This is a genomic window from Leisingera sp. S132, from assembly GCF_025144465.1.
In the GTDB taxonomy this organism is placed as follows: domain Bacteria; phylum Pseudomonadota; class Alphaproteobacteria; order Rhodobacterales; family Rhodobacteraceae; genus Leisingera.
This window is the reverse complement of sequence record NZ_CP083553.1, coordinates 2032062-2047693: the sequence shown is the minus strand read 5'-3', so window position 1 is coordinate 2047693 and position 15632 is coordinate 2032062. Positions and strand designations below refer to the sequence as shown.

Here is a 15632-nt window from a genome sequence, read left to right as displayed (position 1 = left end):
GCGATGGCGCTGGGGAACGGCGAAAAACAGGCAGGCACCCGCACCGAGCGCCAGACCTACCGCCGCCGCCGTCTGATGGATATCTCCCGGCTGCTGCCGGTTCTGGGCGCCTTGCTTCTGGCACTGCCGCTGCTGTGGCCAGAGGCCACGGCCCATCCGGCGGCCCGCGGCGGCGTCAGCATGTCAACGGCCATCATCTATATCTTTGCGGTGTGGATCGGGCTGATTGCCGCCTGCTTCGTGTTCAGCCTGGCGGTGCAGCGGTGGGCTGACCATTGGACCGGTGGCCGAGCGGACGGCGGCAGCACCGAAGGCCGGCCTTCCGGCAGGACGGAGGACCGCTGATGGCCTCCCTGAATGTCCTTGCCTTCGTCTGCCTGGCCTATGTGGCCTTTCTGTTCTTCATCGCTTTCTGGGCTGACCGCATGGCGACACGGGGCAAAAGCGCGGCCTGGATGCGCTCGCCGCTGATCTACACGCTGTCGCTGTCGATCTACTGCACCGCCTGGACCTTTTACGGTGCAGTTGGGTATGCGGCACGCTCGGGGCTGGAATTCGTTACCATCTACCTTGGCCCGTCCCTGGTGATGATCTGCTGGTGGTGGGGCTTGCGCAAGCTGGTCCGGATCGGGCGCAGCCAGCGGATCACCTCGATCGCTGACCTGTTGTCCTCGCGCTATGGCAAGTCGAACCTGCTGGCGGCCGGTGCAACCATTCTGGCGGTAATCGGTGTCACGCCGTACATTTCTCTTCAATTGCAATCTGTTACACTGTCTTTTGCAATCTTTGCCGAGGCCGATCCGCTGCGCGGTTACAATGAAACCTCGATCGTGTTCTGGGTCGCTGCGGGGCTGGCGGTCTTTGCGATTCTGTTCGGGACCCGCAACCTTAATGCCAATGAGCGCCACCACGGCGTTGTGACAGCCGTCGCACTGGAGGCGATTGTCAAACTGGCGGCCTTGCTGGCTGTCGGGATCTTTGTGGTCTGGGGCATTTCCGGCGGCGTCAGCGAAACGCTGGCCCGCATTGATGCGTCGCGGATCGGGCAGTGGAATGTCGATGGCAGCCGCTGGGCCGCGATCACCTTTCTGTCGGCCGCAGCTTTCATCTGTCTGCCGCGGATGTTCCAGGTGATGGTGGTAGAGAACGAGGACGAACGCCACCTGCGGATCGCCTCCTGGGCGTTTCCGCTGTACCTGCTGCTGATTTCCATGTTTGTGGTGCCAATCGCCGTGGTCGGGCTGGATCTGCTGCCCGCCGGGTCGAATCCAGACATGTTCGTGCTGACAGTGCCGCTGCAGCAAGGCCAGCAGGGGCTGGCGATGCTGTCTTTCCTGGGCGGGTTCTCCTCCGCCACCTCCATGGTGATTGTGGCAGCCATGGCGCTGTCGACGATGGTGTCGAACCATATCGTGATGCCGGTCTGGCTGCGGCTGCAAAGCCGTCAGGCATCCGTATCTGGCGATGTGCGCGACGTGGTTCTGCTGTCGCGCCGGGTGTCGATCGCGGTGATCATGGCGCTGGGGTATTTCTATTACCACCTTTCCGGCGGGGCCGCGGCGCTGGCCGCCATTGGCCTCATCTCCTTTGCAGGGGTGGCGCAGCTGCTGCCAGCGCTGGTGGGCGGCCTGTTCTGGCGCGGCGCCACCCGCAGCGGTGCGCTGGCGGGGCTGACTGTCGGCTTCGGGATCTGGCTTTACACCATGCTGCTGCCGGCCCTGGGCGGCGGGCTGCTGCCGGAGCACATCCTGCGTCACGGCTTGTTCGGTCTCAGCTGGCTGCGGCCCGAAGCGCTGTTCGGGATCGAAGGCCTTGATCCGACGGTCCACGCTGTGATGTGGTCGATGAGCCTGAATGCGCTGGTGTTCTGCCTGGTCTCGCTGTTGAGCTTCCCCAGTCCGCTGGAACGTCTGCAGGGCGCGCAATTTGTCAACGTTTTCGAGCACTCTGCGGGGCCGCGCGGCTGGACCGGATCGGTGGCGCAATGCGAGGATCTGATGATCATGTCGCAGCGGATCCTGGGGGCATCGGAAGCGCAAGCGTTCTTCCAGCGCGAGCGGATGCGGCAGGGCGGCCGCGGCGCGCTGCCGGAGCCGACGCCTGCGTTCCTTGAGCGGCTGGAGCGGGAACTCAGCGCCTCCATCGGCGCGGCTGCGGCGCATGCAATGATTGGCCAGATTGCTGGCGGCTCGTCGGTTTCGGTGGCCGACCTGCTGGCGGTGGCCGATGAAACCGCGCAGATGCTTGAGTACTCCAGCCGCCTGGAGGCGCAATCGGCAGAACTGTCAGCGACGGCGCGCAAGTTAAGGGAAACAAACGAGAAACTCACGCAGATATCCGAGCAGAAGGATGCCTTCCTGAGCCAGGTCAGCCACGAGCTTCGGACCCCGATGACGTCGATCCGGGCCTTTTCCGAGATCTTGCGGGATGCCGGGCAGCTCAGCCCGCAAGAGCAGCGGCGCTACGCCGGAATCATCCATGACGAAACATTGCGCCTGACCCGGCTGCTGAATGACCTTCTTGACCTCAGCGTGCTGGAAAGCGGCCAGGTCAGCCTCAACATCACGGCGGGCACATTGTCCGAAGTGCTGGACCACGCCGTCGCAGCCGCGCTGGCCGGGTCAGAGACGCCGCTGACGGTCCGGCGCCGCCCGGAAGCGGAACGGTTCCGTCTGTCCTCTGATCTGGACCGGCTGGCGCAGGTGTTCATCAATCTGATCAGCAATGCCCAGAAATACTGCGATGCAGAGCAGCCTGAACTGACGGTCTCCGCCTCTGTGTCCGGGGGGCGGCTGCATGTCGATTTCACCGACAACGGCCGCGGCGTGCCAGCAGACGCCCAGCAGATGATTTTTGAAAAATTTGCGCGCGTTAGCCCGGAGCGGGCAGGCGGCGCCGGTCTGGGTTTGGCGATCTGCCGCGAGGTCATGCAGCGGTTGGGCGGCGATGTGTCCTATCTGCCGGACCGCAGTGGCGGCGCCTTTCGGGTTTCCCTACCTGCCGCAGGTGAAAAGGCTGCATAAGACGTGCAGGAATACAGAAGTTGTTAACCCCCTTTCGGTTAAAACCGGAGAAACGGGACGCGCAAGGGGCAGGTTAAACAGCCTATGTCTGAAACAGAAGCAGCAGAGGCGGGCAGCGGCAGGCAGAATGTGCTTGCACGCAAGCTGGCGGCGACCAGGGAAGGTGCCGGGGGGCTGACCAGTTCCCTGACCCTGAAGGCGTTGCGCCGTTCGGTCGCGCGCGCGGCTGCGGATCTGTGCAATCTGCCGATGGCGGTTCTGGCGGCGCGTCAGTCCAACCGTGCCTCCGAAGATCTGGCGGACCAGCTGTCGGACAAGGATCTCCTGGTGGTGCTGGACTGCCCGCACGGGCGGCTTGGCGCCGCCAGCATGGATGCTGCCACTGTCACGGCGCTGATTCAGCAGCAGACCATCGGGGCGGTTATCGGCAAGGCGCCGTCTGAACGCCACTACACTCCGACGGACGCCGCAATGACCGCGGACTTCCTGGAACGCTGCTTTGCCAAGGTTGTGGCGATGCTGGACGGCCAGGCGGACGAATCCCTGTTCTCCGGATACAGATTCGGCGCCCAGGTCGAAAATGTGCGCAGTCTGGTGCTGGGCATGGAAGCCGATGATTACCGGGTGATTGAGCTGAACCTGGACCTGTCCTGCGGCGCCATGCAGGGGGTGATGAAGCTGATCCTGCCCGAACCCACGGCAGAAGAACTGCAAGGCGGCCAGAACAGCGCCAGTGGCCCGTCTCTCGGCGCCAGCCTCGATTCGATCCGGGCGGAGCTGACTGCTGTCCTTTGCAGGATGCGGGTGCCGGTTCAGAAATTCGCCAGCCTCCAGATCGGCGATACCATTCCTCTGGATTCGGCGTTTCTGTATGAAACCGATCTGCTGACTATCGGCGGCAAGCCGGTGGCGCAGGGGCGTCTCGGCCAGATGAACGGATCGCGCGCGGTGCGCCTGAACCCGCCCAGGAACAGCCGGCCCGCAGACCGCGGCGCGGACGCAGCGGCGTTTTCCGAAGGCGGCGGCATGCAAGCCTTGCCGGACACGCCGCCCGCGCTCGATCTGGATATGGGAATCGCCGCGCAAGGATTGCAGGACCCGATGGATGACATGGGTCTCCCTGCGCTGGATGGCGGGGCGCTGGATGCAGGCGGCGACGGGTTGCCCGCGCTTGGCGGCGGGGGGCTGGATGACGCGCTTGGGGGCGGCCTCAGCGGGGACATGGACTCAATGGGCCTGCCTGCGCTTGAGGGTGACGGCGGGTTGAGCATGGATGGACTGGAGGGCGGCTTTCCGGATCTTCCTGATCTGTCCGATCTGCCGGACCTGCCTGCGGGTGATCTGGATGACTTCAGCGCTGGCGATGCAGAGGAAATTTCCCAGCTTGCAGGCCTGGAAAGCGCACTGCCGGAAGGCTGAGGCCGACGGTGCAGCGGTCCCCGCGAACGCCACATTTCAGTTCCCGGCAGGGCTGGTCAGTCCGGTCTGAATGGTAAAACGCGCCTGAGGCTGCGATGACAGTGGCGATAGCCGCGCCAGGCTGCATGACGCACCATCCTGGCCCGCGATGGCGTAACCTGCGGCCGGGGACGGCTGCAAAGAAACGGCTGGCAAGCGGCCGGCAGCCCTTATTTCTAAAGTAGAGCCGCTCTGCAGCGCGGTCTGTGCTTTTGCCCCGGCACTTCCTTAGCTGTCTGCCAAAGACTCCAGAGCGGGGCGCAGCCCGTCCAGCTGATACCCTGCGGCTTGTGTTTTCTGCAGGATCTCGTCGGCTGCCATATCGCAGGCCTGACCCAGCGCCCAAACCACGGAACAGCGCGTGCCGGAGGCGCAGTAGGCCAGAACCGGGCCGTCGCAGCTTTCATAGAGTTCACGCTGAAGCGCAATATTTTCCGGGGTCATGGTCTGATGGGTCAGCGGCAGCACCTCGAACCGCAGCCCGGCGGCCTCGGCGGCTGCGCGGATCGCTTCCGCCTGATGGCTGGGCGGGACTTCCTCGTCCGGGCGGTTGCAGATCACCGTCTTGTAACCGGCATCAGCAATGGCGGGGAGGTCCTCAGCCGAGATCTGCGGCGAGACCGAATAGCGGGGGGTGATTACGCGTGCATCCATGGCCCGAGTCTTTACGCGTTTGCAGCCGCACGGTCCAGATGCCGGCTGAACCACGGCGCGGCCATCATGCCGCAGGCCATTGCGGCAAAGAACAGCACGCCCTGCCAGCCGTTGTAGCTGAGCGAAGCCATGGCGGGACCAGGGCAGAGGCCTGCAAGGCCCCAGCCGGCTCCGAACAGCACAGACCCCAGAACCAGCCGCCGGTCCAGCTCCTTGTGCGGCGCGGCAGGGAAGCTGCCGCCCGCCGCAGGCCTGCGCCCGGCAGTCAGCCGCCAGGCCATGGTCATTGGTATGAGCGCGCCGCCCATCACGAAGGCCAGCGTTGGATCCCAGTTGCCGAAGATATCCAGCCAGCCCTGCACTTTGGCGGTGTCGGTCATCCCTGACAGCATCAACCCTGTGCCGAACAGCCCGCCTGCGGAAAGTGCCAGAAGAATACGCAGCATCAGATTACCCCCAGCATCTGGCGCAGGACCGCCAGCGTCAGAATGCCGGCCAGCATGAAGACAGCAGTTGCCGCAATGCCGCGCAGGGACAAACGGGAAATTCCGCAGACCCCGTGGCCGGAGGTGCAGCCGTTGGCAATGCGTGTGCCGATGCCCACCAGCAGCCCTGCGCCAGTCAGCACCGCTGCATTGCTCGTGACATGGGTGTCCGGTGCATGTCCTGTCACAAATGCGATCAGTAGCGGCACCAGAACGACGCCGCCAATGAAGGCGATGCGCTCAGCTGCATTGGACCGCCCGCTGCCATCCAGCAGTCCGGCCAGGATGCCGCTGGCGCCCATGATGCGTCCGTTGCCCAGAAGGAACACGGCACCGGCAAGGCCAATCAGCAGCCCGCCGCCCAGTCCCCAGATCCAATCCGCTTCCATCTTTCCGCTCCGCCTCGTCTGTCTTTCTAAATCTTGTTGACCGGGATCTTCAGGAACACGTCGCCCTGTTCGTCCGGTTCCGGCATCTGGCCGGCTCGCATATTGACCTGCAGCGACGGCAGGATCAGGCGCGGCATGCCCAGCGTTGCGTCCCGGGCGTCGCGCATCTCGACAAACTCCTCGATGCTGCGGCCCGCGCCCACATGCACGTTCAGCGCCTTCTGCTCGCCCACTGTGGTCTCCCAGGCATAGTCATCCCGGCCCGGTGCCTTGTAGTCGTGGCCGACAAACACGCGGGTTTCATCGGGCAGCGCCAGGATCTTCTGGATCGAGTTAAAAAGATCGGCAGAGGAGCCGCCGGGAAAATCGCAGCGCGCGGTGCCAAAATCCGGCATGAACAAGGTGTCACCGACAAAGGCCGCATCGCCGATCACATAGGTGAGGCAGGCGGGAGTATGGCCGGGCGTGTGCAGCACCTCGCCGCGCATCTGCCCGATCATGAAACTGTCGCCCTCGCGGAACAGCTGGTCGAACTGGCTGCCGTCCCGCTGGAACGCAGTGCCTTCGTTGAACACTTTGCCAAACGTGTCCTGCACAACGGTAATCTGCGCGCCAATGCCGATCTTGCCGCCCAGGTGATCCTGCAAATAGGGTGCCGCGGACAGGTGATCGGCGTGCACATGGCTTTCCAGGATCCACTCGACTCGCAGGTTCTCAGACTTGATCCAGGCGATGACAGCATCTGCGGATGCGGTGCAGGTGCGCCCCGCGGCCTGGTCGTAGTCCAGCACCGAATCGATGATAGCACAGGCGGATCCTTCCGGTTCACGCACCACGTAAGAGACAGTGTTGGTGGCTTCGTCGAAAAAGGCTTTGACGGCGGGGGTCATCAGGCGGTCTCCCTTGGGTTTGCAATTCATATAGCGATTTAAGAATGTGTTTCAAGCCTGCCGGCGGGCGGGATTGAAAGGCTGCTGAATCATCGCTTGCATCTGATTCAAGTCAAGGCGCCGGGATGCTGCACTGCGGTAGGCTGGCTGCGCTGCCGGGAGGCCGTAAAAACCGCCAGAGGACCGGTAAATCTGCGCAAATAAGCGGCAGCACGCTCAAATGGCACGGGTATTCATATGCCTGTTGTGAAATACCGGGATAACCTCATCATGACACAGGGAGGACTGCTATGACACGTGAAGATCTGCTCAGCACCGTCGAGAGCCTGGAAACCCGGATCCGCAAGGAAAGCGGCGCTGCCCGGCTGGCCATGCGGCCGGAATTCATCCGTCTGCTGGATTACATGCGCAAGACCGGCGCAGAGGTTCCAGGCCGCCTGCGCCGCCTGGAGGCGACCCTGTGCGAGGAGGCGGTTGAGGATATGTTTGACAACGTGCCGGTCTGACCGGGCGAAGGGGCAGGGGCGTCCGGGCGTCAGCCCAGGAAGATGCCCACCATCACCAGCATCAGCCCAAGCACCGACAGAAGCAGGGCGCCCAGATTGTAGGGCAGCACTGATTGCACCACGGCGCGCAGCGCCTCATCGTCCAGTTTCTGGCGCCTTGCGCGCGCGACCTTGAGGATGCACCAGATCAGCCCCAGCAGGCCGGCAACGGATACGGCGGCTCCTGTCCAGACGATCATATCAAACATAAGCGTGCTCCTGAGGGGGGTCGTGCTGCGATGCGCCTAGCCGATGCGATGTGCGCGTGCAAGCGGTTCGGCTTTGTTTGACCGGAACCGTTGCCGGTTTCCGCCGCTCAGTGCACCTCTGCCGCTTTCCCGGCTTGCAGCGCGGCGGGCTGGGCGCTATCCCCTTGCTCCGACAGCAACTGACAGTCTTTGCCGACGGAGCCGCAGATGGATATCACAGAAGACGAAAAGAGCGAAAACTACCGCGTGACCGCTGGCGAGCTGCGCCAGTTTATCGAGCGGTTCGAGCGGCTCGATGAAGAGAAGAAAACCATCGCCGAGCAGCAGAAAGAGGTGATGGCCGAGGCCAAGGGCCGCGGCTATGACACCAAGGTGATGCGTAAGATCATTGCCCTGCGCAAGCGTGACGAAAACGATATCGCCGAAGAAGAGGCGGTACTGGAAATGTACAAGGAAGCGCTTGGAATGTAAGCCGCGCTGCCGTTCCGGCAAACGAAGCCGTGCAGGCCCTTGGCCTGCACGGCTTTTGTTTTTCCGGGGTTGTTGCAAGAAATTTTAAGCTTGAAATAAATGGTGCGGCGGCGCTATGGTCGGCCCAGGCAGTGATCAGCAAAGGAGTCCCGCCATGCCGGCCATCAGCGTGCATCCCGAAGGGTGGAAGCCCGCAAAAGGCTATGCCAACGGCATGGTGGCGGAAGGCCGGCAGCTGTTTGTCGGCGGCCAGATCGGCTGGACCGCAGATCAGGTGTTTGAGGCTCAGGATTTCATCGGGCAGATGAGCCAGGCCCTGCGCAACATCCTGGACGTCGTCGAAACGGCGGGCGGCACAGCTGAAGATATCACCAGGCTCACCTGGTATGTGACGGACAAGGCAGAGTACCTGGCACGCCAGGCGGAGGTCGGGAAAGCCTACCGAAATGTGATGGGCTATCACTTCCCGGCCATGACCATGGTGGTGGTGTCCGCCTTGGTCGAGGATGAGGCCAAGGTGGAAATCGAAGCCACCGCTGTGCTGCAATCCTGAGGCTTCGCGGGGAGGCGGGCGCGTACTTTCAGGGAGCTGAAGGGCCGCCTCAGGGACGGGGAAGTGGCGTCATTTCGGGGTGAAAGACGCAGTTTTGGCATGTTCTGGAATGGCTTCAGGCGCATTCTGGCCGAAATCCCTCCTGTTAAAAATTCGATTTTTCAAACTGTTGCAGGCCGTTCCTCCGGGGACGGCATTTTTTTTGCCTGCAGCAAAATTTTACCAGTTGATAAAAAATCAGACTGTGGCACTCTGATATCAAGAACAACAGAAAATCAGGGAGACACCCAATGGCGACCAGCCATCAGGCATCCGGCATTCAGGCAGCGCGGCTTGACGCTGCCGGCATTGCCGAGAATTTCTCGGACCTGCATCCAGCCTATGACGCGCATGAAGCAGCCGTGGCGGCGGACCGCTGCTATTTCTGCTATGACGCGCCCTGCATGACAGCTTGTCCGACCAGCATCGACATTCCCCAGTTCATCCGGGAGATCCAGGCGGGCCACCCCGAAAGCGCGGCCAGGACCATTCTGGAGCAGAACATCCTCGGCGGCATGTGCGCCCGGGTCTGTCCGACCGAAACCCTGTGCGAGGAGGCCTGCGTGCGTGAAACCGCCGAAGGCAAGCCCGTCGAGATCGGCCGCCTGCAGCGCTATGCCACCGACACGCTGATGGAGAAGGGCGCGCATCCCTTCACCCGCGCGGCTACCACCGGCAAGAAGATCGCCGTGGTTGGCGCTGGTCCTGCGGGCCTGGCTGCTGCGCACCGTCTGGCGATGCTGGGCCACGACGTGGTGGTATACGATGCCAAGTCCAAGGCGGGCGGCCTCAATGAATTTGGCATCGCCGCCTATAAATCCACCAATGACTTTGCCGCGCGAGAGGTCGATTGGCTGCTGCAAATCGGCGGCATTACAATGGATTACGGCAAGAAACTCGGCGCGGAGCTGTCTCTGGACGGTTTGACCTCCGGCTATGACGCGGTGTTCCTGTCCATCGGGCTTGCCGGCGTCAACGCGCTGCGTGCGCCGGGCGAAGACAAGGACGGCGTGCGCGATGCTGTGGAGTTCATTGCTGAGCTGCGCCAGGCCGAGGATCTGACCGCACTGCCGGTTGGCCGCAATGTGGTGGTGATCGGCGGCGGCATGACCGCGGTGGACGCCGCGGTGCAGTCCAAGCTGCTGGGCGCCGAAAACGTCACCATCGCCTACCGCCGTGGCCGCGAGGACATGGGCGCTAGCCGCTTTGAACAGGATCTGGCAGCCTCCAAGGGCGTCAAGCTAATGTTCAACGTCATGCCCAAGGCCGTGCTTGGCAATGGCGCAGCGTCGGAGATCGAACTCGAGTATACTCAGGTCGCGGACGGCAAGGTGTCCGGCACTGGCGAAACCGTGCGTTTGGCCGCGGATCAGGTGTTCAAGGCCATCGGCCAGACACTGGAGGGCGAGCCGGCTGCACTGGAGCTTGAGGGGCGCAAGATCAAGGTCAATGACACGGGCCGCACCTCAATGGCTGGTGTCTGGGCCGGCGGCGACTGCGCCTCTGGCGGCGAGGACCTCACCGTGACCGCCGTGGCCGAAGGCCGCGATGCTGCAATGGACATTCACTCCAGCCTGATGGGCTGAGCCAGTTCGGGGGCAGGTCCACTGCGCCTAAGCTAGCCTTAAGAGGAGAGATCAAATGGCTGATCTGACAACAGAATTTCTGGGGATCAAATCCCCCAACCCGTTCTGGCTGGCCTCCGCGCCGCCGACCGACAAGGAATACAACGTCCGCCGCGCCTTTGAGGCAGGCTGGGGGGGCGTGGTCTGGAAGACTCTGGGCTCCGAAGGCCCGCCGGTGGTAAACGTGAACGGCCCGCGTTACGGCGCAATCTGGGGCGCTGACCGCCGCCTTCTGGGTTTGAACAACATCGAGCTCATCACCGACCGCCCGCTGCAGACCAACCTTGAGGAAATCACCCGGGTCAAGAAGGACTACCCGGACCGTGCCGTGATCGTCTCGATCATGGTTCCTTGTGAGGAGCAGGCCTGGAAAGACATCCTGCCACAGGTGGAGGCGACCGGTGCCGACGGGATCGAGCTGAACTTCGGCTGCCCGCATGGCATGGCAGAGCGCGGCATGGGCTCCGCTGTGGGGCAGGTGCCGGAATATATCCAGATGGTCACCGAGTGGTGCAAGAAATACTATTCCAAGCCGGTGATCGTGAAGCTGACCCCGAACATCACCGACATCCGCCACCCGGCGCGCGCCGCAAATGCCGGCAATGCGGATGCGGTCAGCCTGATCAACACCATCAACTCCATCACTTCGGTGGACCTCGACAGCATGGCGCCGGAGCCGACCATCGGCGGCAAGGGCACCCACGGCGGTTATTGCGGCCCGGCGGTGAAGCCGATTGCGCTCAACATGGTCGCGGAAATTGCCCGCGATCCGCAGACCCGCGGCTTGCCGATTTCCGCCATCGGCGGCGTGACTACCTGGCGCGACGCGGCAGAATTCATGGCAATGGGCGCAGGCAACGTGCAGGTCTGCACGGCAGCGATGACCTATGGTTTCAACGTGGTGAAGGAAATGATCTCCGGTCTTTCCAACTGGATGGACGAGAAAGGCTATACTTCTACCCAGGACTTCATCGGCATGGCAGTGCCGAATGTGACTGACTGGCAGTATCTGGACCTGAACTATGTGACCAAGGCCAAGATCAGCCAGGACGACTGCATCAAATGCGGCCGCTGCTATGCGGCGTGCGAGGACACTTCGCATCAGGCGATCGCGATGAGCGAGGACCGCGTGTTCACGGTGAAAGACGACGAATGCGTCGCCTGCAATCTCTGTGTGAACGTCTGCCCGGTCGAAAACTGCATCACCATGGTCGAGGTCCCCGCTGGCCAGATCGACGAGCGCACCGGTGAGGTGGTGTCCGGCGACTATGCCAACTGGACCACCCACCCGAACAACCCGTCAGCAACAGCGGCGGAATAAACCGCCGGCCGGGATGGCTGGCTTCGGGCCTCTCCCGCCCGTCGCCGGCCTCCTTTGCAGGAGGAGGCCATCTCCCGTTGGGCCGGGCACCGCGCAAGGCGCGGTGCCCGGCCCAAGGCCGTTCAGGGGGCATCAGCCTTGCTGATGGGCCTTGCGGGCACGGGAGTGTCTCGGGGGGGGCAGAGTTGGTTCAGCTTTTGGGGGTAAGCATCCGCCGGTACAGGGTTTCCAAGTACTGAGGCGCGGCGTCAAAGGGGTCTTCGTTTCCCATCAGCGTCCGGACCTGTGCGTCAAAATCTGCATAGTGCTGGGTCAGCGACCAGATCGAAAACAAAAGATGCTTGGGGTGCGCGCGGTTGATCCGGCCGGCATCCATCCACGCCTGCAGCAATTGCGCCTTTTCCTCGACCAGCACATTCAAATCCGCCGCGATGACGTCATGCAGACGCGGTGCGCCCTGGACGATTTCATTGGCATACAGCCGGCTTTCCCGCGGAAAATCGCGGCTCATCTGCAGCTTGCGCTGCACATAGGCGAGGATTTCCTCCAGTGGCTCTCCTTCCGGGTCCAGTGCCCTGAGCGGATCCAGCCAAGTGTCCAGCAGCCCCGCCATCAGCTCATTGAAGATCGCTTCCTTGGAGGGAAAATAATAGAGCAGGTTCGGCTTGCTGAGACCGGCCGCCTTTGCGATCTGGTCCACGGTGGAGCCGCGGAAGCCGTGGCTGGAGAAAACATCGAGCGCGGCCTCCAGTATGGCGGCGCGATTCTTTTTCTGAATGCGGGTGGGCGCGCGGTCTGCGGGCATGGCCGTCCTTGTCTGTTTTTGCCGCAGCCGCCAGCGGAAGCGCGGAATTTCACCTATTTCCGGCAAAAGCACCGATTTTTTCAAGAGCCACGCGGCAATTTCTTGACTGGTGGTGAACCCGTGATAGCGTGAGTTTGACCAGTTGGTCAAATCAAGGCTTGGCATGCAACAGGCAGAGCTTTGATGAGACTAGCACGCATAAGCCACCTAACACGGCGCCAAGCCGGAAGAGCCTGCACAGACGGGCGCACAGGGAAGGAAGCTCTTGATGACGTCGCTTGGACAGAATCTGAAAATCGATGGTGACAGGCTGTGGGACAGCCTGATGGAGATGGCCAGGATTGGCCCTGGCGTGGCGGGCGGCAACAACCGCCAGACCCTGACCGACGAGGACGCCGAAGGCCGCGCGCTGTTCAAGAAATGGTGCGAGGACGCAGGCTGCACTATGGGGCTCGATCAGATGGGCAACATGTTTGCGGTCCGGGCTGGCACCGACCCGGACGCGCTGCCGGTCTATGTCGGCTCGCATCTGGATACGCAGCCCACCGGCGGTAAATATGACGGTGTACTGGGCGTGCTGGCGGGGCTGGAGCTGATCCGCTCGCTCAACGATATGAACATCAAGACCAAGCACCCGATTGTGGCCACCAACTTCACCAATGAGGAAGGCACCCGCTATGCGCCGGCAATGCTGTCGTCAGGCGTGTTTGCAGGCGTTCACACCCAGGACTGGGCCTATGAGCGTGAAGACGCGGAGGGAAAGAAATTCGGCGATGAGCTGAAGCGCATCGGCTGGCGCGGCGAGGAAGAAACCGGTGCGCGCAAGATGCACGCTTTCTTTGAGCTGCACATCGAACAGGGGCCGATCCTGGAGGCCGAGGGCAAGGACATCGGCGTGGTGACCCATGGACAGGGCCTTAGCTGGACGCAGGTGACGATCATCGGCAAGGATGCCCATACCGGCTCCACCCCGATGCCGATGCGGCGCAATGCCGGCCTCGCCATGGCGCGTATTCTGGAGACCGTGGACGAGATCGCCTGGAGCCACGCGCCGCACGCGGTCGGGGCGGCCGGCCATATCGACGTCTACCCGAACTCGCGTAACGTGATCCCGGGCAAGGTGGTCTTCACCGTCGATTTCCGCAGTCCGGAACTGGACGTGATCACCGACATGGAGAACCGCTTGCGCGCGAAGGCCAGCGAAATCGCTGAGGCGATGGGCGTCGGTATCGAGTTTGAAAAAGTCGGCGGCTTTGACCCGGTGGCCTTTGACGAGGGCTGTGTTAGCGCGGTGCGCGGCGCGGCAGAGAGGCTGGGGTATTCGCATCTCGATATCATTTCCGGCGCAGGCCATGACGCCTGCTGGATCAACAGGGTAGCACCCACCGCCATGGTGATGTGCCCCTGTGTCGATGGCCTCAGCCACAATGAGGCCGAGGAAATCAGCAAGGAATGGGCCGAGGCGGGCGCCAATGTGCTGTTTCATGCGGTGGTCGAGACAGCGGAGATTGTTGAGTGAGGAGGCTTCCCGGAAACGCTCCTGTGGAGCGTTTCGCCCGCGAACGGGCGGATCTCTAGGAGCGCTGCCCCCGCGGCCCAGTGGGGCCGCTCCCCCGGAGTATTTCGGGAAAGTTGAAATGCGCTGCGCCAGACAGCGGAAGAGACAAGCGGAGGCGTGAAAATACGCCCCAATTCAGGGAGTTGCAACCATGAGTAAAGTCATCCGGAACGGTACCATCGTGACCGCCGATCTGACCTACAAGGCCGATGTGCTGATCGAAAACGGAGTCATCACACAGATCGGTCCGAACCTGACAGGCGATGAGGAGTTGGACGCCACCGGCTGCTACGTGATGCCGGGCGGGATTGATCCGCACACCCACCTGGAGATGCCTTTCATGGGCACTTACAGTTCGGACGATTTCGAGAGCGGCACCCGCGCCGGCCTGGCAGGCGGCACCACCATGGTGGTGGATTTTGCGCTGCCAAACCCGGGTGAGAGCCTGCTGGATGCGCTGAAGCGCTGGGACAACAAATCGACCCGCGCCAACTGCGATTACTCTTTCCACATGGCAGTCACCTGGTGGGGCGAGCAGGTCTTTGACGACATCAAGACCGTGATTCAGGAACGCGGCATCAACACCTTCAAGCATTTCATGGCCTATAAGGGCGCCTTGATGGTGAATGATGATGAGCTTTATGCCTCTTTCCAGCGGCTGGCGGAACTGGGCGGCATCGCCATGGTGCATGCCGAAAACGGCGATGTGGTGGCGGAACTGTCGGCCAAGCTGCTGGCAGAAGGCAACACCGGCCCCGAAGCGCACGCCTATTCCCGTCCGCCGCAGGTGGAGGGTGAGGCCACCAACCGCGCCATCATGATTGCCGATATGGCCGGTGTGCCGCTGTATGTGGTGCACACCTCCTGCGAGGACAGCCACGAGGCCATCCGCCGTGCCCGCATGCAGGGCAAGCGCGTCTGGGGCGAACCGCTGATCCAGCATCTGACGCTCGATGAGAGCGAGTATTTCAACAAGGACTGGGACCACGCCGCCCGCCGGGTGATGTCGCCGCCGTTCCGCAACAAGCAGCATCAGGACAGCCTTTGGGCCGGGCTGCAATCGGGTTCGCTGTCGGTGGTGGCGACGGACCATTGCGCCTTTACCACTGAGCAGAAGCGTTATGGGGTTGGTGATTTCACCAAGATCCCGAACGGCACCGGCGGTCTTGAGGACCGGATGCCGATGCTGTGGACCCATGGTGTGGAAACAGGTCGGATCACGCCGAATGAATTTGTGGCAGTCACTTCGACAAATATCGCCAAGATACTGAATTGCTACCCGAAAAAGGGTGCGGTTCTGGTTGGCGCTGATGCCGATCTGGTGGTCTGGGACCCCGAGAAGCGCAAGACCATCTCGGCAGGTACTCAGCAGTCCTCGATCGACTACAATGTGTTCGAAGGGCATGAAGTGAAGGGCCTGCCGCGCTTTACCCTGACTCGCGGCCATGTGGCGGTGCATGACGGAGAGATTCGCTGCCAGGAGGGCCACGGCAAGTTCGTCTCGCGGGAGGCCAACACCACGGTGAACAAGGCGCTGTCGACCTGGAAAGAGCTGACCGCGCCGCGCCCGGTTGAGCGCACCGGCATCCCGGCGACAGGCGTGTAAT

The 15632-nt window shown here is 62.5% G+C and carries 16 protein-coding genes; 10 read left to right on the top strand and 6 right to left on the bottom strand.

The window, feature by feature from the left end:
* Positions 1-3 precede the first annotated feature (3 nt).
* The 3 genes from K3725_RS10075 to K3725_RS10065 all read left to right on the top strand — a co-directional run bounded on the left by K3725_RS10075 (position 4) and on the right by K3725_RS10065 (position 4442).
* Complete coding sequence (locus K3725_RS10075) at positions 4-345, top strand: hypothetical protein (protein ID WP_260015194.1); 342 nt, start codon at positions 4-6, stop codon at positions 343-345.
* Positions 345-3023, top strand: coding sequence for an ATP-binding protein (locus tag K3725_RS10070; protein ID WP_260015193.1), 2679 nt, complete (start codon positions 345-347; stop codon positions 3021-3023). Before K3725_RS10075 ends, K3725_RS10070 begins: the two co-directional genes overlap by 1 nt.
* Before the next feature lie 84 nt (positions 3024-3107).
* Complete coding sequence (locus K3725_RS10065) at positions 3108-4442, top strand: FliM/FliN family flagellar motor C-terminal domain-containing protein (protein ID WP_260015191.1); 1335 nt, start codon at positions 3108-3110, stop codon at positions 4440-4442.
* 267 nt (positions 4443-4709) lie between these two features.
* Here the strand turns inward: K3725_RS10065 and K3725_RS10060 are convergent, their stop codons facing one another.
* Genes K3725_RS10060 through K3725_RS10045 form a run of 4 tightly spaced genes read right to left on the bottom strand, consistent with a single transcriptional unit; the run spans position 4710 to position 6899 of the window.
* On the bottom strand, positions 4710-5135 hold the full coding sequence (locus K3725_RS10060) for a TIGR01244 family sulfur transferase (protein ID WP_260015190.1): 426 nt from the start codon (positions 5133-5135) through the stop codon (positions 4710-4712).
* Between the two features lie 11 nt (positions 5136-5146).
* The gene (locus K3725_RS10055; protein ID WP_260015186.1) at positions 5147-5581 is read right to left on the bottom strand and encodes a DUF6691 family protein; all 435 of its coding nucleotides are present in this window, start codon (positions 5579-5581) and stop codon (positions 5147-5149) included.
* Complete coding sequence (locus K3725_RS10050; RefSeq protein WP_260015185.1) at positions 5581-6009, bottom strand: YeeE/YedE family protein; 429 nt, start codon at positions 6007-6009, stop codon at positions 5581-5583. The genes K3725_RS10055 and K3725_RS10050 overlap by 1 nt, the downstream gene beginning before the upstream one ends.
* Positions 6010-6035: 26 nt before the next feature.
* Positions 6036-6899 (bottom strand): MBL fold metallo-hydrolase, encoded by an 864-nt coding sequence (locus K3725_RS10045; protein WP_260015183.1) that lies wholly within the window; start codon positions 6897-6899, stop codon positions 6036-6038.
* A gap of 290 nt (positions 6900-7189) precedes the next feature.
* On the opposite strand from K3725_RS10045, the gene K3725_RS10040 reads away from it, so the two are divergent.
* The gene (locus tag K3725_RS10040; protein WP_065266423.1) at positions 7190-7405 is read left to right on the top strand and encodes a hypothetical protein; all 216 of its coding nucleotides are present in this window, start codon (positions 7190-7192) and stop codon (positions 7403-7405) included.
* 29 nt (positions 7406-7434) lie between these two features.
* Here K3725_RS10040 and K3725_RS10035 read toward each other — a convergent pair whose 3' ends face one another.
* Positions 7435-7653 carry a hypothetical protein gene (locus tag K3725_RS10035; protein ID WP_260015181.1) on the bottom strand — a complete coding sequence of 73 codons (219 nt, stop codon included), beginning with the start codon at positions 7651-7653 and terminating at the stop codon, positions 7435-7437.
* A gap of 207 nt (positions 7654-7860) precedes the next feature.
* Between K3725_RS10035 and K3725_RS10030 the strand changes: the two genes are divergently transcribed.
* From K3725_RS10030 to preA, 4 genes are all read left to right on the top strand, one after another.
* On the top strand, positions 7861-8124 hold the full coding sequence (locus K3725_RS10030) for a DUF2312 domain-containing protein (protein ID WP_008553759.1): 264 nt from the start codon (positions 7861-7863) through the stop codon (positions 8122-8124).
* A 154-nt stretch (positions 8125-8278) separates the two neighbouring features.
* On the top strand, positions 8279-8677 hold the full coding sequence (locus K3725_RS10025; protein WP_260015180.1) for a RidA family protein: 399 nt from the start codon (positions 8279-8281) through the stop codon (positions 8675-8677).
* A gap of 290 nt (positions 8678-8967) precedes the next feature.
* Positions 8968-10302 carry an NAD(P)-dependent oxidoreductase gene (locus K3725_RS10020; RefSeq protein ID WP_260015179.1) on the top strand — a complete coding sequence of 445 codons (1335 nt, stop codon included), beginning with the start codon at positions 8968-8970 and terminating at the stop codon, positions 10300-10302.
* A 55-nt stretch (positions 10303-10357) separates the two neighbouring features.
* Positions 10358-11662, top strand: coding sequence for an NAD-dependent dihydropyrimidine dehydrogenase subunit PreA (preA, locus tag K3725_RS10015; protein ID WP_260015177.1), 1305 nt, complete (start codon positions 10358-10360; stop codon positions 11660-11662).
* A 190-nt stretch (positions 11663-11852) separates the two neighbouring features.
* Here the strand turns inward: preA and K3725_RS10010 are convergent, their stop codons facing one another.
* A complete protein-coding gene (locus tag K3725_RS10010; protein WP_260015175.1) occupies positions 11853-12467 on the bottom strand; it encodes a TetR family transcriptional regulator C-terminal domain-containing protein in 615 nt (204 codons plus the stop codon).
* A 268-nt stretch (positions 12468-12735) separates the two neighbouring features.
* Between K3725_RS10010 and K3725_RS10005 the strand changes: the two genes are divergently transcribed.
* Both K3725_RS10005 and hydA read left to right on the top strand, forming a co-directional pair.
* Complete coding sequence (locus K3725_RS10005) at positions 12736-13986, top strand: Zn-dependent hydrolase (protein WP_260015174.1); 1251 nt, start codon at positions 12736-12738, stop codon at positions 13984-13986.
* A gap of 190 nt (positions 13987-14176) precedes the next feature.
* Positions 14177-15631, top strand: coding sequence for a dihydropyrimidinase (gene hydA / locus K3725_RS10000; RefSeq protein ID WP_260015173.1), 1455 nt, complete (start codon positions 14177-14179; stop codon positions 15629-15631).
* The last annotated feature ends 1 nt before the right edge of the window (position 15632 follow it).

Coding starts and splice junctions, on each gene's coding strand:
- K3725_RS10040 (WP_065266423.1), top strand. CDS start 7,190: ATGACACGTGAAGATCTGCTCAGCACCGTCGAGAGCCTGGAAACCCGG.
- K3725_RS10045 (WP_260015183.1), bottom strand. CDS start 6,899: ATGACCCCCGCCGTCAAAGCCTTTTTCGACGAAGCCACCAACACTGTC.
- K3725_RS10010 (WP_260015175.1), bottom strand. CDS start 12,467: ATGCCCGCAGACCGCGCGCCCACCCGCATTCAGAAAAAGAATCGCGCC.
- K3725_RS10055 (WP_260015186.1), bottom strand. CDS start 5,581: ATGCTGCGTATTCTTCTGGCACTTTCCGCAGGCGGGCTGTTCGGCACA.
- K3725_RS10075 (WP_260015194.1), top strand. CDS start 4: ATGGCGCTGGGGAACGGCGAAAAACAGGCAGGCACCCGCACCGAGCGC.
- K3725_RS10070 (WP_260015193.1), top strand. CDS start 345: ATGGCCTCCCTGAATGTCCTTGCCTTCGTCTGCCTGGCCTATGTGGCC.
- preA (WP_260015177.1), top strand. CDS start 10,358: ATGGCTGATCTGACAACAGAATTTCTGGGGATCAAATCCCCCAACCCG.
- K3725_RS10065 (WP_260015191.1), top strand. CDS start 3,108: ATGTCTGAAACAGAAGCAGCAGAGGCGGGCAGCGGCAGGCAGAATGTG.
- K3725_RS10005 (WP_260015174.1), top strand. CDS start 12,736: ATGACGTCGCTTGGACAGAATCTGAAAATCGATGGTGACAGGCTGTGG.
- K3725_RS10030 (WP_008553759.1), top strand. CDS start 7,861: ATGGATATCACAGAAGACGAAAAGAGCGAAAACTACCGCGTGACCGCT.
- K3725_RS10060 (WP_260015190.1), bottom strand. CDS start 5,135: ATGGATGCACGCGTAATCACCCCCCGCTATTCGGTCTCGCCGCAGATC.
- K3725_RS10025 (WP_260015180.1), top strand. CDS start 8,279: ATGCCGGCCATCAGCGTGCATCCCGAAGGGTGGAAGCCCGCAAAAGGC.
- K3725_RS10050 (WP_260015185.1), bottom strand. CDS start 6,009: ATGGAAGCGGATTGGATCTGGGGACTGGGCGGCGGGCTGCTGATTGGC.
- hydA (WP_260015173.1), top strand. CDS start 14,177: ATGAGTAAAGTCATCCGGAACGGTACCATCGTGACCGCCGATCTGACC.
- K3725_RS10020 (WP_260015179.1), top strand. CDS start 8,968: ATGGCGACCAGCCATCAGGCATCCGGCATTCAGGCAGCGCGGCTTGAC.
- K3725_RS10035 (WP_260015181.1), bottom strand. CDS start 7,653: ATGTTTGATATGATCGTCTGGACAGGAGCCGCCGTATCCGTTGCCGGC.